Annotated in this window: 26 protein-coding genes and 1 pseudogene; 16 read left to right on the forward strand and 11 right to left on the reverse strand. The window is 53.1% G+C overall.

Annotated features, from left to right (window positions below):
• The first annotated feature begins 36 nt into the window (after positions 1–36).
• A complete protein-coding gene (locus tag RHI63_RS09550) occupies positions 37–1,650 on the forward strand; it encodes an HD domain-containing phosphohydrolase (RefSeq protein ID WP_310821526.1) in 1,614 nt (537 codons plus the stop codon).
• Here the strand turns inward: RHI63_RS09550 and RHI63_RS09555 are convergent.
• Genes RHI63_RS09555 through RHI63_RS09565 form a run of 3 tightly spaced genes read right to left on the reverse strand, consistent with a single transcriptional unit; the run spans position 1,647 to position 3,051 of the window.
• Entirely contained in the window at positions 1,647–2,243 is a 597-nt protein-coding gene (locus RHI63_RS09555) for a CPBP family intramembrane glutamic endopeptidase (protein WP_206199966.1), read from the reverse strand. The genes RHI63_RS09550 and RHI63_RS09555 overlap by 4 nt on opposite strands.
• Positions 2,244–2,247: 4 nt before the next feature.
• Positions 2,248–2,574, reverse strand: a complete 327-nt coding sequence (locus RHI63_RS09560; RefSeq protein WP_149818908.1) for a 2Fe-2S iron-sulfur cluster-binding protein — start codon at positions 2,572–2,574, stop codon at positions 2,248–2,250.
• 42 nt (positions 2,575–2,616) lie between these two features.
• Positions 2,617–3,051: a thioesterase family protein gene (locus RHI63_RS09565; protein ID WP_206199967.1), complete on the reverse strand. Its 435-nt coding sequence runs from the start codon at positions 3,049–3,051 to the stop codon at positions 2,617–2,619.
• A gap of 121 nt (positions 3,052–3,172) precedes the next feature.
• Here RHI63_RS09565 and RHI63_RS09570 point away from each other — a divergent pair, with 121 nt between their 5' ends.
• Positions 3,173–4,219 carry a WD40 repeat domain-containing protein gene (locus RHI63_RS09570; protein ID WP_310742966.1) on the forward strand — a complete coding sequence of 349 codons (1,047 nt, stop codon included), beginning with the start codon at positions 3,173–3,175 and terminating at the stop codon, positions 4,217–4,219.
• Positions 4,220–4,307: 88 nt separating this feature from the next.
• On the opposite strand, the gene sufB is transcribed toward RHI63_RS09570, so the two are convergent.
• Positions 4,308–5,744: a Fe-S cluster assembly protein SufB gene (gene sufB / locus RHI63_RS09575; RefSeq protein WP_206199969.1), complete on the reverse strand. Its 1,437-nt coding sequence runs from the start codon at positions 5,742–5,744 to the stop codon at positions 4,308–4,310.
• 121 nt (positions 5,745–5,865) lie between these two features.
• Between sufB and sufR the strand changes: the two genes are divergently transcribed.
• From sufR to aroQ, 5 genes are all read left to right on the forward strand, one after another.
• The gene (gene sufR, locus RHI63_RS09580; protein WP_149818916.1) at positions 5,866–6,525 is read left to right on the forward strand and encodes an iron-sulfur cluster biosynthesis transcriptional regulator SufR; all 660 of its coding nucleotides are present in this window, start codon (positions 5,866–5,868) and stop codon (positions 6,523–6,525) included.
• A gap of 1 nt (position 6,526) precedes the next feature.
• A complete protein-coding gene (locus RHI63_RS09585; RefSeq protein WP_310821527.1) occupies positions 6,527–7,405 on the forward strand; it encodes an alpha/beta hydrolase in 879 nt (292 codons plus the stop codon).
• A gap of 50 nt (positions 7,406–7,455) precedes the next feature.
• Positions 7,456–7,788 (forward strand): photosystem II reaction center protein Psb28, encoded by a 333-nt coding sequence (gene psb28, locus RHI63_RS09590; RefSeq protein ID WP_149818920.1) that lies wholly within the window; start codon positions 7,456–7,458, stop codon positions 7,786–7,788.
• A gap of 126 nt (positions 7,789–7,914) precedes the next feature.
• Entirely contained in the window at positions 7,915–8,043 is a 129-nt protein-coding gene (locus tag RHI63_RS09595) for a hypothetical protein (RefSeq protein ID WP_255451719.1), read from the forward strand.
• Positions 8,044–8,093: 50 nt separating this feature from the next.
• Complete coding sequence (gene aroQ, locus RHI63_RS09600; protein ID WP_190278250.1) at positions 8,094–8,540, forward strand: type II 3-dehydroquinate dehydratase; 447 nt, start codon at positions 8,094–8,096, stop codon at positions 8,538–8,540.
• Here aroQ and RHI63_RS09605 read toward each other — a convergent pair.
• Complete coding sequence (locus tag RHI63_RS09605; RefSeq protein ID WP_206199971.1) at positions 8,537–9,076, reverse strand: YqeG family HAD IIIA-type phosphatase; 540 nt, start codon at positions 9,074–9,076, stop codon at positions 8,537–8,539. The genes aroQ and RHI63_RS09605 overlap by 4 nt on opposite strands.
• A gap of 143 nt (positions 9,077–9,219) precedes the next feature.
• On the opposite strand from RHI63_RS09605, the gene RHI63_RS09610 reads away from it, so the two are divergent.
• The 4 genes from RHI63_RS09610 (at position 9,220) to RHI63_RS09625 (ending at position 12,478) form a co-directional block, all read left to right on the forward strand.
• Positions 9,220–9,717 (forward strand): HNH endonuclease, encoded by a 498-nt coding sequence (locus RHI63_RS09610; protein ID WP_206199972.1) that lies wholly within the window; start codon positions 9,220–9,222, stop codon positions 9,715–9,717.
• A gap of 172 nt (positions 9,718–9,889) precedes the next feature.
• A complete protein-coding gene (locus RHI63_RS09615; protein WP_206199973.1) occupies positions 9,890–10,600 on the forward strand; it encodes a Crp/Fnr family transcriptional regulator in 711 nt (236 codons plus the stop codon).
• A gap of 68 nt (positions 10,601–10,668) precedes the next feature.
• Positions 10,669–11,253: a hypothetical protein gene (locus tag RHI63_RS09620; RefSeq protein ID WP_206199974.1), complete on the forward strand. Its 585-nt coding sequence runs from the start codon at positions 10,669–10,671 to the stop codon at positions 11,251–11,253.
• 112 nt (positions 11,254–11,365) lie between these two features.
• Positions 11,366–12,478 carry a sigma-70 family RNA polymerase sigma factor gene (locus RHI63_RS09625; RefSeq protein ID WP_206199975.1) on the forward strand — a complete coding sequence of 371 codons (1,113 nt, stop codon included), beginning with the start codon at positions 11,366–11,368 and terminating at the stop codon, positions 12,476–12,478.
• On the opposite strand, the gene ispE is transcribed toward RHI63_RS09625, so the two are convergent.
• Entirely contained in the window at positions 12,475–13,410 is a 936-nt protein-coding gene (gene ispE / locus RHI63_RS09630; protein WP_310821528.1) for a 4-(cytidine 5'-diphospho)-2-C-methyl-D-erythritol kinase, read from the reverse strand. The two genes, RHI63_RS09625 and ispE, sit on opposite strands and share 4 nt — an antisense overlap.
• Positions 13,411–13,492: 82 nt before the next feature.
• Here ispE and RHI63_RS09635 point away from each other — a divergent pair, with 82 nt between their 5' ends.
• On the forward strand, positions 13,493–14,347 hold the full coding sequence (locus RHI63_RS09635) for a metal ABC transporter permease (RefSeq protein WP_310438138.1): 855 nt from the start codon (positions 13,493–13,495) through the stop codon (positions 14,345–14,347).
• On the opposite strand, the gene tsaD is transcribed toward RHI63_RS09635, so the two are convergent.
• Positions 14,292–15,353 carry a tRNA (adenosine(37)-N6)-threonylcarbamoyltransferase complex transferase subunit TsaD gene (gene tsaD / locus RHI63_RS09640; RefSeq protein ID WP_302678173.1) on the reverse strand — a complete coding sequence of 354 codons (1,062 nt, stop codon included), beginning with the start codon at positions 15,351–15,353 and terminating at the stop codon, positions 14,292–14,294. The two genes, RHI63_RS09635 and tsaD, sit on opposite strands and share 56 nt — an antisense overlap.
• 215 nt (positions 15,354–15,568) lie before the next feature.
• On the opposite strand from tsaD, the gene RHI63_RS09645 reads away from it, so the two are divergent.
• Positions 15,569–16,006, forward strand: coding sequence for an Rrf2 family transcriptional regulator (locus RHI63_RS09645; RefSeq protein WP_149818936.1), 438 nt, complete (start codon positions 15,569–15,571; stop codon positions 16,004–16,006).
• Between the two features lie 63 nt (positions 16,007–16,069).
• On the forward strand, positions 16,070–17,035 hold the full coding sequence (gene cysK / locus RHI63_RS09650; protein WP_310821529.1) for a cysteine synthase A: 966 nt from the start codon (positions 16,070–16,072) through the stop codon (positions 17,033–17,035).
• A gap of 85 nt (positions 17,036–17,120) precedes the next feature.
• Here the strand turns inward: cysK and RHI63_RS09655 are convergent.
• From RHI63_RS09655 to RHI63_RS09665, 3 genes and pseudogenes are all read right to left on the reverse strand, one after another.
• A pseudogene (locus RHI63_RS09655) lies at positions 17,121–17,396 on the reverse strand (transposase); the annotation flags it as partial.
• Positions 17,397–17,479: 83 nt separating this feature from the next.
• Positions 17,480–18,001 carry a hypothetical protein gene (locus RHI63_RS09660; RefSeq protein ID WP_206199980.1) on the reverse strand — a complete coding sequence of 174 codons (522 nt, stop codon included), beginning with the start codon at positions 17,999–18,001 and terminating at the stop codon, positions 17,480–17,482.
• Between the two features lie 92 nt (positions 18,002–18,093).
• A complete protein-coding gene (locus RHI63_RS09665; protein ID WP_310821530.1) occupies positions 18,094–19,485 on the reverse strand; it encodes a ParA family protein in 1,392 nt (463 codons plus the stop codon).
• A gap of 218 nt (positions 19,486–19,703) precedes the next feature.
• Here RHI63_RS09665 and rpsB point away from each other — a divergent pair, with 218 nt between their 5' ends.
• Together rpsB and tsf are read left to right on the forward strand one after the other, a co-directional pair.
• The gene (gene rpsB, locus RHI63_RS09670; protein WP_149818942.1) at positions 19,704–20,495 is read left to right on the forward strand and encodes a 30S ribosomal protein S2; all 792 of its coding nucleotides are present in this window, start codon (positions 19,704–19,706) and stop codon (positions 20,493–20,495) included.
• A gap of 17 nt (positions 20,496–20,512) precedes the next feature.
• Positions 20,513–21,439 carry a translation elongation factor Ts gene (gene tsf, locus RHI63_RS09675; RefSeq protein WP_206199982.1) on the forward strand — a complete coding sequence of 309 codons (927 nt, stop codon included), beginning with the start codon at positions 20,513–20,515 and terminating at the stop codon, positions 21,437–21,439.
• A 5-nt stretch (positions 21,440–21,444) separates the two neighbouring features.
• Here tsf and RHI63_RS09680 read toward each other — a convergent pair whose 3' ends face one another.
• Positions 21,445–22,095, reverse strand: coding sequence for a riboflavin synthase (locus RHI63_RS09680; RefSeq protein WP_302678174.1), 651 nt, complete (start codon positions 22,093–22,095; stop codon positions 21,445–21,447).
• Positions 22,096–22,098: the final 3 nt, after the last annotated feature.

Consider the following 22,098-nt stretch of genomic DNA (forward strand, 5'->3'; position numbering starts at 1 on the left):
ATCTATAATGGGCGCATTCCTCACGGGTCTTTTGCGATGATTGTCAGTCCCCTTGAACGAGCGGTGCTTGGATCGAGTGCCGAAACGCTTGTTGATCAGCTTCTGGAAATTGGCATTGCCCTTTCCGCGAGCCAATCCCTAGAGGAACTACTGCATCTCATTCTCACGAAAAGTCGCCAAATTACCGCTAGCGATGCCGGCACAATTTTTCTAGTTCAGGGCGAACGGGCAGTTCTGGAATTTAAGGCGGCTCAAAATGATAGTGTTGCTCTCCCTGAGCAGGTACAGGACACTACAGTCCCCCTCACCCCTGATAGCTTGGTGGGCTATGCCGCCCTCACGGGGGAATCCCTGAATATTCCCGATGTGTATGCCCTAGCGGGAAACGAGCTGTACCAATTCAATCGTTCTTTTGATGAAGCCCTGCGCTATCGAACCTGCTCGGTGCTGGTGGTGCCGATGCAAAATGTCAGTGGTGAGGTGATTGGCGTTCTGCAACTGATTAACCGCAAGCGATCGCCCGACACCCTGCTGACGCCAGAAACCACTGTGGCTCTCACCCAACCCTATAGCCCTTGGGAAGAACACATTGTGCGATCGCTGGCCAGTCAGGCGGCTGTGATTATTGAGCGCAACCATCTCCTAGAAAGTATTGAACAGCTCTTTGAGGGCTTTGTCACCGCTTCAGTTCAGGCCATTGAGGCGCGGGATCCAACAACAGCAGGACATTCCGAACGGGTTGCCGCTCTCACGGTTCATCTAGCGCAGACTATTAATGAAACCTCTAGGGGAGTATTTCGCGAGGTCGCCTTTAGCGATCGCCAACTGCAAGAGATTCGCTATGCAGCGCTGCTCCATGATTTTGGTAAGGTGGCCGTCCCTGAAGCCATTCTCAACAAGCAAAAGAAATTTTTCCCTGAGCAACTGGAGGTGATTCGCCAACGGTTTGCCCTTGTGCGCCGCACCCTAGAAATGGAAACGGCTCAAGCCAAGGTGAACTATCTCCTGTGCCATCCCCACACGGTTCATAGCCCAGAACAGGCCTGTCACCACTGCGCCTTTTTACGGCACCTCGATCAGGAACTCCGCCAACAACTGCTCACCCTCGAAGTCTATTGGCAGTTGCTCGAGCAGGCCAATGAGCCGCAAATTCTTGATGAAGAGCCCCTTGCCCGCCTTCAGGAATTAACCCAGTTTTATTATCGCGGGACTGATGGCGAACTCCATCCCCTGATTACGGCCAGCGAACTCGAGCAACTCTTGGTGCGGCGAGGGAATCTTACCCAACAGGAGCGGCGGCTCATTGAAGCCCACGTGACCTATACCTACCAATTTCTCTCTCGCATTCCCTGGACACCCCACCTAAAAAATGTGCCGATCATTGCCTATGGTCACCATGAGCGATTGAATGGCAGTGGCTACCCGCGAGGTATTGGGGCGGCGGAGATTCCTTTGCAAACCCAGATGCTGGCGATCGCCGATATTTACGATGCCCTGACGGCCAAGGATCGCCCCTACAAAAAGAGCCTACCCGTGGATGCGGCCCTAGAGATTCTGTGGCAGGAGGCCAAGGAATTTAAGATTAATCCCGATCTCGTTGAACTCTTTGAGCAACAGGAGGTCTTTCGGGTGCTGGGGCACCAGCGCTAGGGTTGATGGGGAGACGATCGCAAAAAGGAGACTTTCCAAAGCGTAGCCGCCAGCCAATTAGTACAGGTATGGGCGACGATCGCTAGGAGTAAATTATTCATTGCGACGGCACTATAGGCAAACAGCCCGCCCACAATGGTTGCCCACAGGGCATAGGGCCACTGCTGCCGCGATCCAGCGTGCAAAATACCAAAGCACACCGAGCTACCGATGATCCCTGCCCAGTTGAGACCCAAGCTTGGTAGGAGCACCCCGCGAAAGAGCAGCTCTTCACTGAGGCCGGGCAGAATGCCAATCCAAAATAAATCAGGCCACAGCAGCGGTGAAAGTACCAGTTTCAGGTAGGTATCCGACGCATGGCGGTAGGCGGGCCAGAGCCGATACAAAATAGCCCCCATCCCCGTAATTCCTAAGCAGAGGACAATCCCTAAAACCACTGCCCAACCATCCCAGCGCAGCGGCAGAAGTCCCGCGGAAAAGGGGGTCAATAACCACACCCGCGCCAAAATCAACCACAGGATGGCCGTCAACGCCATGGCCACTAAGACCTGCGTACGACTCAGAGGCTCATCGGGCAGGGGGGACTCCTCCATAGGCCTACGCTTTCTGGAATTGACCAAATTGGAAGTTATAGACCTCTTCCTCTTTTTCAGAGATGAGTTTGAGATCTGAACAGGGGCGAGCCACACAGAGGAGCACATAACCTTTTTCCCGCAGTTCGGGACTCAGCCCCATGGCATCGCCGTGATCAACGGTACCCTCTTGAATTTGGGCGGCACAGGTAGTGCACACTCCCGCATTACAGGAACTGGGGAGATCAATGCCAGCAGCGGTGGCCGATCGCAGGATGGGTTTATCGGCACTGGCTTCAAACGTGTAGGTTTGTCCTTGGTGCAGGATCTCAACACGAAAGGTTTGGGTCATTCTTGCAGTGAGCTATGACGCAACATCTTTCCTATTATCCCCCTAATCCTCGCGATCGCTGGTTTCCTCTGGTGCGGACTTTAGCCAGCGGCTCAAAGGTTCAGGGATGGCGACCCGTTGGCGTTCTTGCAGGCAAATGTGTTGCGTCTGGGCAATGGCCACCCGATCGCCCCCCGCATTGTAGAGCGTATAGGTGAGTTGAAAACGGCTGTGATCCAGTCTTTGGGGGTCAATGGTCACCCGCAGGCGATCGCCACAGTAGAGGGGCTGAAGACAACGCACCTGCGCCTCCGTAATCGGCACAATCAGGCCATTGTTGCTAAAAAATTGCCGCAGATCCACCCCCAACTGGGCAAGGACATCCTCATAGGCCTCATGGCAAAACCGCAGCAGATTAGCAAAGTAAACTACCCCAGCGGCATCCGTGTCAGCAAAATAAACCGTGCGCTCATAGTCGCGAAGGGGTGTTGTATTCATTGATAACCATCCCATAGGGTTGCCCAACACAAGTCGTACAAGTCGTACGCAAAAACGCACCACAGCCTTTATTGTTAATGTAGAGTACAGCCCTTTCGCAAGCTATTGGGGTACGGGACGGATGAGGAACAAAGGCAGTTCTGATCTGCGACTTCTTTTGAGCACGCTTGTCATCAGCGGCTTGGTCGCAGCACTGGCCTATTGGCAACTCAGTCAACGCTGGACGCCCTCCCCCGATCAGAATGGTGGCTCCCCTACAGAAACCACCTCCAAGTGGCAAAAAATTGCCCTCGCTACGACGCTGCGCGGCCATCAAGATGAAGTGAACGCGATCGCCCTTAGTCCCGACGGTAATTTACTCGTCAGTGGTGGCGACGATCGCAAGCTGTATTTTTGGAATTTGGCTACGGGAACTGCCCTCGGACAAGCCACCGGTCACACCGATTGGATCTACGCCCTTGTGATCACGCCCGATGGTCAAACCGTAATTAGCGGCAGCAAAGACAAAACCATCAAACTCTGGGGTGTGAGCGATCGCCAGCTCCAAGCCACCCTCACTGGCCACCAAGATTTTGTAAATGGCTTAGCCCTCAGTCCCGATGGCCGCACCCTTGCCAGTGCCAGCTATGATCACACCGTCAAACTGTGGGATCTCCCTAGCCGTCAGGAAATCACTACCCTAAAAGGCAATGAGGGCATCATGCTCAGCGTTGCCATTAGTCGCGATGGGCGTTTTTTAGCCACTGGCGGAGTGGATAAGCTGATCCGCATTTGGGATTTGCCCTCGCGCCGCCTCCTGCGCACCCTCGAAGGACACACTAGCGATGTCAATAGCCTCGCCTTCACCCCCGACAGCAGCCAACTAGTGAGCGGCAGCGACAAAGACGGGATCAAAGTCTGGAACTTGGCCACAGGAGAACTTCAGCATCAGTTTGGCACCGAAGGTGGGCAAGTCTTTAGTGTGGCGGTGAGTCCCGATGGCAGCACCATTGCCAGTGGCCACGGCGATCAAACCGTCAAACTTTGGTCCCTCTCTGGTCAGCCATTGCGTACCCTCAAAGGCCACTCTGGTGCCGTGTACAGTGTCGTCTTTGGTCAGGATCAACTGATCTCCGCCAGTGAAGACAGCACCATTAAGGTGTGGCGCCTCTTTCCCGGAAGCTCATAGAGAACTTATATGTCTCAACTGCGAAGCAAAAAAAACGGCTAAGATGCCCAAGAATCTTAGCCACGGAGAACAACGGCTTGAATCTTCTTTAGCCAACACTCCCCTCGAGCTTCAGGCTCAGCAGGCGATCGGCCTCGACCGCGAATTCCATCGGCAACTGGTTAAAGACATCGCGACAGAAGCCACTAATCATCATTGAGACCGCATCTTCGGTAGAAATGCCCCGCTGGGCAAAGTAGAAAAGTTGATCCTCACCAATTTTTGAGGTTGAGGCCTCATGCTCCACCTGTGCCGTGGGGTTTTGCACCTGAATATAGGGGAAGGTATTGGCGGCTGCCGTATCACCAATGAGCATCGAATCGCATTGGGAATAGTTGCGTGCTCCCGTGGCCTTCGGCCCAATTTTCACCAAGCCGCGATAGCTATTTTGGGAGTGCCCTGCCGAGATCCCCTTGGAGACAATCGTGCTGCGGGTATTTTTGCCAATGTGGATCATCTTGGTCCCTGTGTCCGCCTGCTGGTAATGATTGGTGAGGGCAACGGAGTAGAATTCACCCACGGAATTATCCCCCACCAAGACACAACTGGGGTACTTCCAAGTAATGGCTGAACCTGTTTCCACCTGTGTCCAAGAAATCTTGGAATTGCGGCCAAGGCAGAGTCCACGCTTGGTCACAAAGTTATAGATGCCCCCCTTGCCGTTTTCATCGCCAGCGTACCAGTTTTGCACCGTGGAGTATTTGATTTCGGCATTGTCAAGGGCCACCAGTTCTACGACTGCTGCGTGGAGTTGATTGGTATCGAACATGGGAGCAGTACAGCCTTCAAGGTAGCTCACATAGCTGCCCTCATCAGCAATAATCAGCGTGCGCTCAAACTGCCCCGACTCCCCATTGTTAATGCGGAAATAGGTGGATAGCTCCATCGGACAGCGGGTGTTCTTGGGAATATAGACAAAAGAGCCATCGGAAAAGACGGCGGAGTTCAAAGCAGCATAGAAGTTATCGCCAATGGGGACAACGCTGCCCAAGTATTTCTGCACCAACTCGGGATATTCGTGGAGCGCTTCAGAAATAGAGCAGAAAATAATCCCTTGCTTGGCCAACTCCTCACGGAAGGTGGTGGCCACTGACACGCTATCGAAAATGGCATCTACGGCCACATTGCTCAGCCGCTTTTGCTCTGAAAGGGGAATCCCCAGTTTCTCAAAGGTTTCCAGCAGGACGGGATCCACTTCATCCAAGCTCTTCAGCTTTTCCTTTTGTTTTGGAGCCGAATAATAGACAATGTCTTGGTAGTTGATGGGGGGATAGCTCACCCGTGGCCATGTGGGTTCGCTCATCTTCAGCCATTGGCGATAGGCCCGCAGGCGAAACTCCAGCATGAACTCTGGCTCGTTCTTTTTGGCAGAGATGAGGCGGATAATGTCCTCGTTGAGACCTCGGGGAATGGTTTCCGTCTCAATTTGGGTGACAAAGCCGTATTTATAGGGCTGATTGACGAGGGATTGTACCGTTGCCGACATCGAGTGTTCTCTTGGGTGAAGGAATGGCCAAAATTTAGAGTATATTAAGCAACAAGATGGTTGCTTTATCTCTAGGACTAATTTAGCAACAAAACGGTTGTTTTAGTCAAGGGGGCGTTGCGTGACGCTCACATCAGATACTAAACAGGACATCTTACACTGCCTTCTCCGCGACGGTCACCTCAGTGCCCAGGAGTTGGCGGCACAACTGGCGATTAGTCCGCAAGCGGTGCGGCGGCACCTCAAGGATCTAGAGGCGGAGCAACTAGTGACCTATGAAGTCCTGTCGGGTACGGTGGGGCGTCCCCAATACCGTTACACGATTAGCGAGGCGGGACGAGAGGAACTACGGCAACTGCAACTGCGGCAACAGTCGAGTCAGACAAAGGGCTTTGCCGTTGAACTCTTGGAATCCGTAGCAGCAACCCTGGGCCCCGAGCAGATGCAGGACGTATTGCAGGCAGCTTGGCAGCGCAAGGCATTGGCCTATCGCGAGCAAATGGGAAGCGGTACGTTGGCGGAACGCTTGGCACGACTGGTGGCCCTGCGGCGACAGGAAGGGTATATGGCAGAGTTTTACCCCGTAAGTGAGCCTCAAGGTGCCTATCTCTTTACGGAATACAATTGTGCAATTTCCGCGGTTGCCCAGTCTTTTCCCACCGTCTGTAATCATGAGTTAGAGATGTTTGCGATCGCCCTTGGGGATTGTGCTGTGGAGCGCACCCATTGGCTTGTGGATGGTGAACATCGCTGTGGTTACCTGATTCGTCCTCTGAAGTAGCATGGCCTTTTGTCCGCCCACGTTTGTCCAGCAGAGCTTTAGCACCAGCAGTGGCCGTATGGTCTATTACACCCCCAGCGATCGCTACTGGGGTCAGGTGCAATCTCGCCCTCCCCTGGTCTTTCTCCACAGCTTGGGGGGTGGGTCTAGCCACTACGAGTGGTCGCAGGTGTATCCTGCCTTTGCGGCTCGCTACCGCGTTATTGCTCCGGATCTCATTGGTTGGGGGGAGTCGGATCACCCTGCCCGCGACTACAGCACTAGTGATTACTGGCTAATGATTGCTGAACTGTTGCGGATGCTGGGTTCCCCTGTGCCGGTGGTTGCCTCCTCCCTAACGGCGGGCATTGTGGTGCGCTTGGCGATTCAGCAACCCCATCTTTTTGAGCGTTTGTGTCTGGTCTGCCCCAGTGGATTCAATGACTTTGGTGAAGATCAAGGACAGGCGATCGCCAATGCCCTGCTGAGGGTGCCGATTCTTGATCGCCTCATTTACACCGTTGCTGCTGCTAACCCCTTGGCAGTGCGCAACTTCCTGAGCCAGTTTATTTTTGCCGACCCCCAGCGGCTTAAAGAAGAAACCGTAGAAGCGTACCTCCACTCTGCCTGTCGTCCCAATGCTGAATGGGCAGCTCTGGCCACCCTGAAGGGAAATCTCTCCTTTGATCTCAGCCAGTATTTACCCCAGTTAACGATCTCCACCGTGATCCTCTGGGGAGAAAAGGCCAAGCTCACGCCCCTTTCTCTAGGTGAGCGACTCTATGCCACCGCCCGCGATCGCCTGCAAGCATTCCATGTGATCCCCAACGCAGGGGTCTTACCCCATCTGGAGCAACCCGAATGGGTGATCTACAGCCTGCGGCGCGATTTCTTGCTTTAAGTTGTTCCCGATACAGGTATCCTAGAAGTATTGCTTGAAGTATTGGTGCAATGGCAGAAATTCAATTTATCCGTGGCGTTGATGAAGAAGTGGTTCCCGATGTGCGTTTGACGCGGGCACGGGATGGCAGCAGTGGTCAAGCCATGTTTTACTTTGATAACCCGAAAATCGTCCAAGAGGGCAATTTGGAGATCACGGGGATGTACATGGTGGACGAAGAAGGCGAAATTGTTACCCGTGATGTCAATGCCAAGTTCATTAACGGCCAGCCCGTTGCCATTGAGGCCACCTACACGATGCGCAGCCCCCAAGAGTGGGATCGCTTTATTCGCTTTATGGATCGCTACGCTGCCAGCCATGGCCTTGGCTTCCAGAAGTCCTAACCAGTCTTAAATTGATCGGGTGCCGATTCAAAAAGATTGTGCTAGCTTAAAGTTACGATGCCTTTTTTGTCTTTATTCAGGACACAGGGCATCTGCAAGTTCTATAGCGATACAGTAGGGACATCAATGGATTATCTAGAGAGCCTGCTTGACACCCTCAAATCGTGGTTAAAAAAACTGTTGGAACTTCTAGGTGGCGCCGATCCCACCCCTGAGCTGGAGCCAATTCCGATTCCCGTGCGCGATCGCCGATAGAGCGACAGCATTCAACACCATTGAGTCAGTTTTGAACGGTTAGGTTAAGCTTGGCCTTTCATATTTTGGTGCTTCATGGCCCCAATCTAAACCTGTTAGGGCAACGGGAGCCGGGGATTTATGGGGTTGTGACACTAGCGAGCATCAACCAATCTTTGGCAGCCTTGGCGCAGGAGTTAGGGGTAACCATTGAGTGCCTCCAATCCAATCATGAAGGGGTCTTGGTAGATGCGATTCAAGAGGCAATGGGGCGTGCCCAAGGCATTTTGATTAACCCCGCAGCCTATACCCACACCAGCGTAGCTCTACGAGATGCGATTGCTGCGGTTGCCCTGCCCACTGTGGAAGTTCACCTGAGTAACATTCATCAACGGGAAACTTTTCGCCATCATTCCTACATTGCGCCGGTGGCGATCGGTCAAATTGCTGGCTTTGGTGCTGATAGTTATTTGTTGGGGTTACGGGCACTGGTCAATTATTTACAAGCAAAAGGCTAATTCTCAGCGGGGGGGGCGATCGCCAGCGGTGTTCCCAACTGTCGTGCCAGCCAAAATTCCAGATTGCGTACCCAAGATTTACCATCAAGGCGCTTGACAAGAACGGGTTGCACCAAGATCGTGAACATCCCCAAGCGATTGCCCACGAGAATATCCGTAAACAGGCGATCGCCCACCATGGCCACCTGATCATAGGGCAAATTCATGGCTTGCACGGCCTGACGAATCTTACGCCGCGAGGGCTTGCCTGCCCCCATCAAAAAGGGTAACTCCACCTGCTGGGCAATACGTTCAATGCGGCGATGGTTCAAGTTATTGCTCACTAGCCAGATCGGCATCTGATGCTTGATCTCCAGTAGCCACGCCAGAATTTTCGGCGGCAGATCTTCATCCCACGTGGGGAGGAGCGTATCATCCACATCCAGCACCATGCCCCGCAGATGATATTTTTCCAACAGACTGGGGTGCAACTGTTCAATGGTGCTTTCAAGAATTAAATCCGGTTGCAGCAGTGCTGCTAGAGACCCAGTGGCCATTGAAAACGCAAATAACAAAGAAGAAGCTTCTGCCAGACTATCACGATCCTAGGGGAGAGTGGGAACTGCAAAAATCTTTCCTAGCGTTACTCCAATCACAAAGGATATGCTACCATCTGAGAGAATGCCGCGTGTCAACGGATATGGCGAAGGTTCTGGTACTCAATGCCTCCTATGAACCACTCAATATTACGAGTTGGCAACGGGCAGTTGTCCTTTTAATCAAGGGCAAGGCGGAGCAAGTCGAGCACAACGGCAAGATGGTTTACAACAATTTTCCCTTGCCGACCGTCATTCGCCTGCGGCATTATGTCGTCACTCCCTACAAAGAAATTCCCCTTACTCGCCGCAATATCCTGCATCGAGATGGCCATTCTTGCCAATACTGTGGCTATACCGGGGATGAGCTCACCCTTGATCACGTCATCCCCAAATCGCGAGGGGGAGGGGACACTTGGGAAAATATTGTGACCGCTTGTGTGCGCTGTAATGTCAAGAAGGGGAATCGCACCCCAAAAGAGGCCAATATGCCCCTACGGCAAACACCGCGGCGCCCCATTAGTAGTTTGTACTTTGAGGTTACAAAGCACGTGCGCACGGGTACTCACCAAGAATGGCGTAAGTATGTTATTGGTGCCTAGTTTTTTCCACTCCATTGAATCCTGAGGGGAAAAGTGGCGGCCTCTCTCTGCAAAAGCCTTACCGAGACCTTTGGCAAGAATCAGTGGCTAGCAAGGGAGAAGTGAGGCGATCGCGTATTCTAGTATCGTAGGGAAGAAGCTTTACCTTTGAACAACTCCACTTAAGGTCGTTATGTCAAGTATTGAGGCCGAAAACTTTAGTCAACTCTTTCCACTGTTTGCAGCCAGTTCCGAGGCGGCACTTTCTTCAATGCTGTCAGTGGCTTGGCATAACACCTACCCGGCGGGGCGTGCCATTCTAATTGAAGATGCGTGGGGCAATGCGGTTTACTTTATCCTCTCAGGCTGGGTGAAGGTGCGGCGACTGCTCGCTGATGGGGATTTCATGACCCTAGCGATCCTTGGGCCGGGGGATTTTTTTGGTGAAATGGCCATTCTTGACCAATCACCCCGCTCAACAGATGTGGTGGCACTGTGTCCAGCGGAAGTTTTGTCTGTGCCGGCGCAAAAATTTGTCCATGTCCTGCGCCATGAGCCGGATCTGCACTATCGGATGCTGCAATTGATGGCACAACGGCTACGCTTGACCAATACGCGCATTGAACTGTTGCACAAACCTCCTGCCGTCAAACTAGCCCATGTCTTGGTGAATTTGGCACGGCGCTATGGTCAGCATCCAGGGGGCAATGCCAACACAGCCGTGATTTTCAATGTGCCCATCAAGGATTTAGCGGATGTGGCCAACATTAGCCCTGATGAAGCCCATCAACTGCTGGATAAACTGGTGGCGAAAAACTGGATCAAGATTGATGCGGCCAAGCAACAACTCCAAATTCTCAATTTGCCGCAACTAGAGCAATTGGCACAGCAAGCGGTGAATTAAAGTTCTGTTGGCTTGTTGAGGCGCAGTGACCTCGCCTAGGATAACAATAGTTGCAAGCTCTTTCTGCTATGGCGATCGCCCCCAACCTCTACGAACACACCTTGGTTCGCTACACGGATCCGCTGCATGCGACAGAACTCCTGCGGCAATATCGCCCGTACCTAGAAATGATTCCCAGTATGCGGCGACCTCAAGAGAGTTTAATTCCAATTCCGCTGCCGATCGCCCATATTCAGGTTCCTGCCGCCACAACCTCGAACCAACGTCCCCAAGTGAAGTCGGTGATGGTGCCCTGTGATTTGGTCTTTGTCCTGTGCGATCCCGAGTGGAAAGTCAAAACCGACATTGAACTGCTGGTCTTTATCCATCGGCCAGGGGAAAGCTTTACGGAACTGCTGACCCGCTGGCGCCAATCCCAAGTGCTCCTCAGTCGCAGTTATAGCTGGGATATGCCCCTGCAACATCGCGATATATTTAGCGAGGGCGCCAATCGTCAATTTCCCCTCTTTGTCCTCTTTCAAGAAACCCTTGCCGTGATCAAGCGCGGTCTCAAGGCTGCCCGATTGCCCTGCGTGATTGATACCACGATTCTCAAGGAACAGCCGTCTTCAGCCACAAAGCTTATGACGGGTGCCTCAGAAAGCACAGAATAGGTTGATCAATATCACAACTTAAGCACCAGCTCCATCACTGCCCTCCCCCTCGCCAAGGGCAGAGAATACCACTATCGAGCTGAATTCTCGATGTTGTGAGTTGAGTTGTCCTATGGTGGCTACCCCCATTCAACCCGTGTCCGATCGTCCATTGACAACGGATTTGGTGCGGCAGTATTTGCAGGAAATTGGCCGTGTGCCCTTGCTCACCCCTAGCCAAGAACTGCGCCTTGCCCAACAGGTTCAGCAGTACCAAGCTCTGCTCGCAGTGCGAGATCAGTCCGATGACCCCCAGATCAAGCGCTATGTGGCGGCTGTGAGGGAGCGCGATCGCCAGCAGCGGCAGTTGGGGCGTCCCCTTACCCGTACCCAATGGGCTGCGCGACTTAAGATGAGTGTGGCTGAATTGCAAACCTGTGTGCAGGCGGGTCGTCAAGCTTGGGCAAAGGCAGCGAATATGACCCTAAGTGAACTTCAGCACATTGAGCGGCAAGGACAGCGGGCAAAAACCCAATTGCTGCAAGCCAACCTGCGCTTGGTGGTGAATATTGCCAAAAAATATCAACATCGCGGCGTGGAATTTTTAGATCTGATCCAAGAGGGGAGTTTGGGTCTAGAACGTGCCGTTGAAAAATTCGATCCGACCAAGGGATTTCGCTTTAGCACCTATGCCTACTGGTGGATTCGCCAAAGTGTCACCCGTGCCGTTGCTAGCCAAAGCCGCACAATCCGCTTGCCCATTCACATGGTGGAAAAACTCAATAAAATTAAGCGTGCCCAACGGCGTCTTGCGGCTCAACAAGGCGCGATGCCCAGTCTAGCGGACATTGCCCAAGAACTGAATCTGGAGGTGTCACAGGTGCGGGAAGTGCTCATGGCTGTTCCCAAATCCGTGGCCTTGGAACAGCGGGTTGGCTCCGACCAAGAAACGGAATTGCAGGAGCTAATTGAATCCACTGCCCCCACCCCCAATCAAGTGATCATGCGTGAGTCCCTGCGTACTACTTTGAAGCAACTCCTCAGTGATCTATCGCCCCGTGAGCGGCAAGTGATGGAACTGCGCTATGGCCTCGGCGAGCAGCCCGCCCTTGAGATGGCGGAAATTGCGGCACTGCTGGGACTGAGTCGGGAGCGGATTCGCCAAATTGAGCACCGTGCCCTGCAAAAGTTGCGGCAGCCCCAACGGCGCCGAGAAATTCAAGACTATCTTGAGGAGTTTGCCTAGGGCGTCTCCAACTGAATGCCGTGGGGACAGCACTCACAGATCCATAGATCAAGGTCGGGGTCTGGTAGGGCGCGCCGTACCCGTTGCATGATGCTGTAACCTTCATCGGCAGAGGGCGCTAGGGCAAACACTGTTGGCCCAGATCCTGACATCATGCTGGCGATCGCCCCAGCGGCGAGGAATTGCTCCTTTAACTCTGCCACCAACGGATAGCGGGGCAACACTACCTTCTCTAAATCATTACGGAGGCTGGCGGCCAATTTGGCGATGTCACGCTGCTGAATGGCCTGTAACAGGGTTGCGGATCCCCCCTCTTGGCGGGCTTTTTCCTGCTCGTTGGGGGTTTGGGCATAGGTGGCGGCGAATTCTTGCCGATAGGTTTGATAGGCCCAAGGGGTGGCCACACTGAGGGAGCGATACTTCCCTAGGATCACAGTTAATCCCTGTAAATCCGCTAGGGGTGTCAACTGTTCACCGCGCCCTAGGGCTAAGGCGGTTCCCCCTTGCAGACAGAAGGGCACATCAGCCCCCAATTGCGCTGCAAAGGTTTGCAATTCCGCTTGCGTCAGACCCAACTGCCACAGGAGATCTAAGCCCACGAGTACCGCTGCTCCATTGGTGGAACCCCCGGCCAAGCCTGCCCCCATAGGAATTCGTTTTTCAATGAAAATTTCAACGCCATCGAGATCGGGAAAATGCTGCTGGAGTAAGGCCGCTGCTTTGTAGGCGAGATTTCGTTGATCGCAGGGGACAGCCGGGTTGGTGCAATGGACTTTAATTTGGCGATCGCGCCGCGGGATGAGTTCAATGCGATCCATGAGGGAAACCGCCTGCATGACCATTACCAGCTCGTGGTAGCCACTGCCATCTAAACAATTGCCAACAATTTGTAAAAAGAGATTAATTTTGGCAGGTGCCAGCAAACGATACACGCAGCCCCATCCTCACAACCACCTCGTTCAATAGCATATTATTCTTCTATTCCTCTTTGGCAGGCGCTAAACAGAAGTCCCCATGATTTTGGAACGAATGATTGAGCTGTTGCAGTTGCCCTTTATGCAGCGGGCACTGTGGGCAGGGATCTTTACGGGAGGGATGGCGGGTGCCCTCGGTAGCTTTACAATCCTGCGGCAACTTTCTTTTTTTAGTGATGCCTTGGGGCACTCAGCCCTACTGGGAATTAGCCTAGGAATTATTCTAGGATTGAATCCCTCCGTGATGTTGCTGCCCTTTGCCGTGGTGTTTGCCCTCGGGGTGACCTATCTGCTGGAGCATACGCGACTGTGGACGGATGCCCTCTTGAATATCATCTACTCAGCCTCCTTAGCGCTGGCGGTGATTTTGCTGAGTATCAGCGATCGCTATCAGGGGGGGCTAAATAATTTACTCTTTGGCGATATTTTGGCGGTGCGCCCAGCCGATCTCGTCATGAGTGGCATGCTCTGCGCCCTTGTCGGCACTTTCATCCTGCTCACGTTACGGGTGCAATTGTTAATCACAGTGAATGAGGCCTTGGCGGTGGCGCGGGGGGCGGCGGTGGGGATTCAGCGGCTGCTGTTTATCACCCTATTGGCCTTGGTGGTTGCCGTCTCGATTAAGACAGTGGGGGTATTGCTCATTAGTGCTTTTGTGGTGATTCCCGCCTGTGGCGCTCGCCTGTGGAGTCGGCAATTTTCGCAGTACGTGGTTTTGGCGGCCCTAGTAGGGGTAGGCAGTGCCATTGTTGGTATGCTCTTGTCAGCAGGGATGAATTGGCCATCGGGGCCGAGTATTGTGGTCTGTCAACTGGTGTTCTTTTTAGGCTCGATCGCGATTAACTCACTGCGAGGGGCGTGGCTGCATAGAGGGCAGAAATCTCCAGCAAGCTGAGGCGTGAACGGGCTGTCAGCTCCAAGGGGGAGCGATCGCCCCGCTGGAAATGATCCACTGCCGCACAGCCAATCATCGCTGCATTATCGGTACATAGCCGCAGAGGCGGAAAAATCAACTGTAGCCCCAAGGGTTCAGCAGCCGCAGTCAGGTGTTGTCGCAGTCCAGAATTTGCCGCTACGCCTCCCCCAATGGCGAGGGTTTTGAATCCATGATCCACTGCTGCCGCGATCGCCCGCTTGGTCAAGGCCTGTGCCACCGCCTTCTGAAAACTGGCCGCAAGGTCAGCCACCGGCAATTCATCATGGGTTTGACGCAGCTCCTCCACGAGTCGTGCCACTGCGGTTTTCAGCCCACTAAAACTGGAATCGTAGGGATGCACCTTGCCATCGGGGAGGCGGATATTTCCCTCTGGTAGATCAAAGGCCTCTGGATTGCCCTGCTGCGCCAAGCGATCGAGCACTGGCCCCCCTGGATAGCCCAAGCCCAGTAGGCGTGCTACCTTATCGTAGGCTTCCCCCGCCGCATCATCCCGCGTTTGGCCAAAGAGTTGGTACTCGCCACAGCCATAAACGCCAATGAGACTGGTATGCCCGCCAGACACCAAGAGGCAGAGAAACGGTGGTTCAAGGGTCGGTTCCGCTAAGTAGGAGGCATAGAGGTGGCCTTCAAGGTGGTGAATTCCCAAGAACGGTTTTTGCTGCACAAGGGCAAGGGTTTTTGCCGCCGTAACCCCAATGAGCAGCGACCCCACCAATCCGGGAGCACAGGTGACAGCAATGGCATCAATGGCAGACCAATCACAACCGGCCTCACTCATCGCTGCTGTGATCACGCCGTTAATGTTTTCCAAGTGGGCACGGGAGGCGACTTCCGGTACGACACCGCCAAAGGGTTGATGGGCACGTACTTGGGAGGCAATCACATGACTTTCAATGGCGCGATCGCACACTACGGCTGCTGCCGTTTCATCACAACTGGTTTCAATGGCCAGAATTCTTACCATCGGGCAGACGTGGGCATGAAGCTAGAGCCTCTTTTCAGTCTAGCCGGTTTTTCGAGTGAAGTTGCTGAAGGGCGTTTGCGCAATGCCGTGAATTCTCGAGGTTGCAACCAGCGCTACGGTGAAGATTCTTAAGAATCTCCTAAATCCCGATCAAGAAGTAGGATATACTATGGGTTGGGCAATCTGCTCAATGTCGTGCGTGTGCCAAACGTCTTGTGGAACTGTCTGCCAAAAGTGAGTACGCCCTCTTGGCGCTCTTGGAAATGTCAGCGGCCTATGAACAGGCGGAGCCGCTACAAATTCGCCAAATTGCTGCCCTTCACAACATTCCCGATCGCTATCTGGAGCAACTGATGGCGACCCTACGCCGCAAGGGGCTGATTCGCAGTCAGCGGGGCGCCCGGGGTGGCTACTTGCTGGCAAAAGCACCTTGGCAAATCTCAATTTTGGACGTGCTCAACTGTATCGAGGGGATTGAGTCCAAGCTCGCCCAAAAGCCGCCTGAAAAGGGCGATCTGGAGCGTAGTCTGATCCGTTCAGTGTGGCTAGAGGCCTGCGCAGCAGCCAATGATGTTTTGAAAAAGCATACCCTTCAGGATTTGTGCGATCGGCGGCAGGCTTACCAGCAAGTGGATGTCATGTACTACATCTAGGCTGGGGTTGACATTCATCTAATTTTTCTAAGGTTTTTGTCTTGAATTGGAGATTGATATCCCATGAACATTGCCCCCGATATTACTGCCCTCATTGGTCGGACGCCCCTTGTACGCCTGAACCGCATTCCCCAAGCGGAAGGCTGTGTGGCAGAAATTGTCGTCAAACTAGAGAGCATGAATCCTGCGGCCTCGGTTAAGGATCGCATTGGCCTGAGTATGATTCAGGAGGCAGAAGCAGCGGGTCTCATTACCCCCGGTAAGACGGTTTTGGTGGAACCCACATCGGGCAATACCGGGATTGCCTTAGCAATGGTGGCGGCGGCAAAGGGCTATCGCCTGATTCTCACTATGCCAGAGACCATGAGTGCAGAGCGGCGAGCTATGCTGCGTGCCTATGGAGCAGAGCTGGATTTGACCCCCGGCACAGAGGGGATGAGTGGTGCCATTCGTCGCGCCGAAGAAATTGCTGCCTCCCTTGAAGATGCTTTCATGCTGCAACAATTCAAAAATCCCGCCAATCCCAAGATTCATCGTGAAACCACTGCCCTCGAAATTTGGCAAGATACGGACGGTCAAGTGGATATTTTGGTGGCTGGAGTGGGTACTGGAGGTACGATTACGGGAGTGGCAGAAGTGATCAAAGCCAAGAAGCCCAGCTTTCAGGCGATCGCTGTCGAACCTAGCAATAGTCCTGTCCTTTCAGGAGGCAAACCAGGGCCGCACAAAATTCAAGGTATTGGCGCCGGCTTTGTGCCCCCCGTTCTCAAACGGGAACTTATTGATGAAGTGATTACTGTTTCTGATGATCAAGCGATTTATTTTGGTCGCCGCCTAGCCCGTGAAGAAGGCCTTCTTTCAGGCATTTCCAGTGGGGCTGCCCTTTGCGCTGCCATTCAGGTGGCTCAACGACCCGAAAATGCGAGCAAGTTAATTGTCATGGTGCAGCCGAGCTTTGGTGAACGCTACTTAACCACACCCCTGTTTCAGGATGCACTGCCCTTGGTACCCAGTTACTTGCAACATTAGCCACAAGTGGAGTTCAGTGTCAGGGGTTGTTTTGTGCCAACTAAAACTTGGTTTGTAGGTTGCGGCGATCGCCTAGGGTGGGTCATCAGTTAAGCCAGATAACAGCGGCAGCGAGATATATCGCACCTAAAAAGTTTCGCGCTGTCTTATCGTAACGTGTGGCAATCCCTTGATACGGCTTGAGCCTAGCAAAAAAATTCTCAATCAAGTGCCGAGCTTTGTACAGTTCTTTGTCATAACCACGACGCTGTTTACGACAAGACTTGGGCGGAATGACAGCCGCGCACCCTTTCTCCGCTAGTCGTCTTAGCACCTGCTGCTCATCTGCATCATAGGCTTTGTCCGCCAGTAATGCCTCAGCAAAACACTGCCTCGATGGTCAATCGATCTGATGATACGCCCTAGAACTTCGGCCAATTGGGACTGAGTCACAGCAATTTTCCTCTAAACTCTGTCAAACAGTGTAATTTTGGCCAAGAGTCCTGCCACCATCAAAAAGAGTGCCACCAGTAATGCCCACAGGCGATTGTCCGTTGAACTTTGGCGTTTCCCTAGCTCCACTAACTGTTCGCGATTGTTCTGTACTTCTAGGCGAACGGCCTCGATTTTGGCCTCCATGGTGTTAAATTTTTCGTCAATAGTCTTGAATTTTTCATTAATGGTGGCTTCCATTACATTGAACTTCTCATCAATAGCCTTGAATCGTTCATTGATGGTCGCTTCCATCGTATTGAACTTTGCATCGAATTTGACTTCAATGGCATTGAGTCTTTCTTCAAACTTGGTCTCCATTGCTTGGAGCTTCTGATCGATGATGTTGAATTTCTGATCAATGGTGTTGAACTTTTCACGGATTTCTGCTTGCCCCACCTTCACTTCAAGGGTGAGTTCTGTCAACTGCGACTGGATTGCCTTCACGGTTTCCAGAACTTCAGACAGTTGGGATTGGGTGACAGGCTCGGTCATGATGGCTGCTCAGGGAGGGGTAATTTCATTTTAGGGGAGCAAGCAATTTCTGTTTTCAGATTTTTTATAAATCTTGTTAGGAAGGTTGTTGGTCAGGGGAGGTCATTGACAGCAGCTAAGGGGCGAAGATAGGTCTGCACCAATGTTTGATAGAAGCCTAAGACGCGCTTATCTTTGAAAACAGCAGGGACACGGGCAAAGGCGGCACGGGAAATAATGGCATATTCAGGAATGGCAAATACGCTTGTGTCATTGGCTTGATACTGTGGCCAAAAGTAGGGAGTGAGGTGGGGGAGTTTCTGGAGAATCCGTTCAATTTCTGTTTGGGCAACGGCCATTGCCTTGTCGGTTGTGGGAGCACCATTAAAGAAAATAGGCAAAGGAAGGGGGCCGCCTTCACGGCGCAATGTGTGAATTTCATTAAAGAGAAATTGGTGAATCACCTGAGCGGCATTGTTGAGGGAGGAGAGATCGGTGTGGCGGGTGGGAATCAAAACGGCGTCACTGGCATACACGGCGCTCTTACTTAAAAAGAGCCAAGCACTGGGGCAGTCAATGAGGATGTAGTCGTAGCGATCGCGCAAGGGGGCGAGGAGTTCCCGCAGGCGAGTAATGGGTGGATATTGGGTTTGCATCGCCTGAATAAGAATGCTTTGCAGTTGCGGCGCAGCGGGAATGACATCAAAAATATGGGCAGACTTGATACTGCTGCTGGTGCGGATGCGCAGGTCAAAAGGGCGAATCGTAGCCGTAATCGGCTCATCAGGGTTTTGCAGACAAGCCGCAAGGGTCGTACTGGTGGGGGTTAGCTCAAGGGCGCGGCTGAGATCCCCTTGGGGGTCGCAATCAATAAGCAAGACAGCGGCATCTGCCACAGCAAGGGTGGCGCCCAAGTTAATCGTGGTGGTGGTTTTGCCCACTCCCCCCTTATGGTTATAGAGACAGAGGGTGGTGGCACGGGGGCGCGATCGCAAGCAGGTTTTGAGGTCTTCGATAATGCCCTCAAGGCGATCGCCCGTCAGTTCATAGTTGGGCGTCACTGGATAGACCAAGTGACCATGGCGTTGAAAAAGCTGTAGATGGCGGGCATTCGTGATCAACCCCCAAGCGGTTCCTTGGCAATGGCAACCCCTGAGAAGTTGGCGGAGTTGTTGCAGAGCACGGCTATGATGGGTAGACCCATTCTCAAGGCTCAAGACCACAGTTTGACTGGGGGTATTGCGGGAGCGACGGGCAGGGGGTTTAATCTCCACAATTAAATCGGGGTCAACTTGAGTCTGACAAAAAGGAGGCTGATGTTCGCGGGGAAAACGGGCTGCCACATCGGCAATGCCCATACCTGTGTCAAAAGAGGAGACGCGATCGCGATCGCCAAAGCCCAACACACTCAGGAGCGGTTGCACAAAGTGCTGCTCAATAACGGCTTCAGAGGTTTCGTCACCGTGAATTTGTTGCCATTGCGATCGCAAGCGGGAAATATCCAACGTTCAGCACCATCCAGCCGTCTTGAATCTTTACAGAATAGGTTGGCCACCCCTGAGCGTCAAGATCACGACGCTACCAAATCACTGTGGATTGAGCTTTCCAACAGCCTTGATCATTGGCTATGATAGTAAATCTGCAAATCTTTCACATTCGTCCCCTTGGGTGTCCTCACCGGATGATGGACGGATGGTTGTTTAACCCATAGGAGTACAACTCAATGGCAGTTCTTAGCCTTGCCCAAATGCTGGAGGCAGGGGTTCACTTTGGCCACCAAGCCCGCCGCTGGAACCCCCGGATGGCACCCTACATCTTCACGGTTCGCAATGGGGTGCACATCATTGACCTCGTGCAAACCGCCCAACTGGTGGATGAAGCCTACAACTACATCCGCAACGCCGCTGAAAAAGGCAAACGCTTTTTGTTTATTGGTACCAAGCGCCAAGCCGCCGGCATTGTCGAACAGGAAGCGCTCCGCTGCGGCAGTTACTACGTCAACCAGCGCTGGCTGGGGGGGATGCTCACCAACTGGAATACCATCAAAACCCGTGTCGATCGCCTCAAAGAATTAGAAAGCATGGAGGAAAATGGCCTCATTGATCTGCGGCCAAAACAGGAGGCTTCAGCCCTGCGGCGAGAACTGGCACGTTTGCAAAAATACCTTGGCGGGATTAAACAGATGCGGCGGCTTCCTGATGTCGCGATTATTGTTGATGTCAAGCGGGAATACAACGCCGTTGCCGAGTGCCACAAATTGGGGATTCCGATCGTGGCGCTGCTGGATACCAACTGCGACCCCAATCAAGTGGATATTCCCATTCCCGCTAACGATGATGCCATCCGTTCGATTAAGCTGATTGTGGGTAAACTAGCCGATGCCATTTACGAAGGCCGCCATGGTCAGTTGGACGAACCAGAAGCGGATCTCGGTGATGAGGACGACGATGGGATGACCGCCAGCGACGATGGTGATGCTGACGCCCTAGATATTCCAGATGATTCTGACGCTTAATCCTTGAGGAACAGATCATGGCAGAGATTTCAGCCAAACTAGTCAAAGAACTGCGGGACAAAACCGGTGCCGGCATGATGGACTGCAAGAAAGCCTTGCAGGAGTCCAACGGCGATATGGAAGCCGCCATTGCTTGGTTGCGGCAAAAGGGTCTAGCCTCTGCGGGTAAAAAAGCCGGGCGCGTCACCAGTGAAGGTCTGGTGGATAGCTACATTCACACTGGCGGGCGCATTGGCGTGCTGGTGGAGGTGAACTGTGAGACCGACTTTGTGGCTCGCAACGAGAAATTCAAAGCCCTTGTCCAAGACATTGCCAAGCAAATTGCCGCTTGCCCCAATGTGGAATTTGTCTCAGTGAATGATATTCCCGCTGAGTACAAGGAAAAAGAACGCCAGATTGCCCTTGGCTCCGATGCTCTCAAGGGGAAACCTCCGGAAGTCAAGGAGAAAATCGTTGCTGGCAAACTAGAGAAAACCCTCAAAGAGCTGTGCCTGCTCAACCAGCCCTTTATCCGCGATCAGTCCAAGACCGTTGAAGAGTTGGTCAAAGAGCACATTGCCGAACTGGGGGAAAATATCCAGATTCGCCGCTTCCAACGCTTTGTCCTCGGTGAGGGGATTGAGAAGCAAGAAACCAACCTTGCTGAAGAGGTGGCTGCCCAAACCCAAGCCATGAGTGCTGCCGCAAAAACGGCCAAAGCACCCCCAGAAGTGGCCGAAACTGCCCCACCTGAAGTGAGTGCCCCTGAACCAGCAGCGGAAACAACACCTGACGAGCCAGCCCCAGAACCTGTCACAGTTTCTGAGCAGACAGTGGAACCAGTGGCTGAGCCTGCTGCCAAAAACCCTGAACCAGTCGCTGAACCTACGGCTGAAAGTAAGGGATTTGGTGCTGCTGCCAAAAAATCTGGTGGCAAGTCTCGGACTGCCAAGAAGAAAAAATAATGATCCTAGGCGTAGCCATGGGCTTGGAGAAAGGCGAGGTCAATTTCGACTGCGGTTGAGGCGTCTTGAGGCTGGAGAAACTTGCGGGTATATTTGCCCAACAGATCCGCCTCTAGGTTCACACCATCGCCAACCCTAAGAAATTGCAACGTCGTTTCTGCATAGGTATGGGGGATGACAGCAATGCTGAATTCATCCCCTTTTTCATTGCAATGGGCAACGGTGAGGCTAATGCCATTGATGGCAATGCTGCCCTTGGGGATGATGTAGGTTGCTACCGCTGCAGGGGCAGAGAAGGTGAATTCCCAACTCGTGCCTGTGGGCGCGATCGCTAGCACGCTACCCACACCATCCACATGACCGGTCACAAAATGCCCTCCCACCCTATCCCCAACGCGCAGGGCAGGTTCTAGGTTCACCATTGCGCCTGCTGCCGCTTTGGCCGCCAATGTGGTGCGTTGCAGCGTTTCCGGGGAGACACTGACCGTAAACCCCGTGGCATCAACTGTTTCCACTGTGAGGCAGACCCCATCCACAGCAATACTATCGCCAATGGCCACCTCAGCAAGGAAAGGGGCATCGGTAGCGTTAATTGCCAACTGGGACTCGGAGCGTTGCTGGAGGACACCGATCGCCTGAATAATGCCAGTAAACATTGT

The organism is Thermosynechococcus sp. GLH187 (assembly GCF_031583395.1).
Taxonomy (GTDB): domain Bacteria; phylum Cyanobacteriota; class Cyanobacteriia; order Thermosynechococcales; family Thermosynechococcaceae; genus Thermosynechococcus.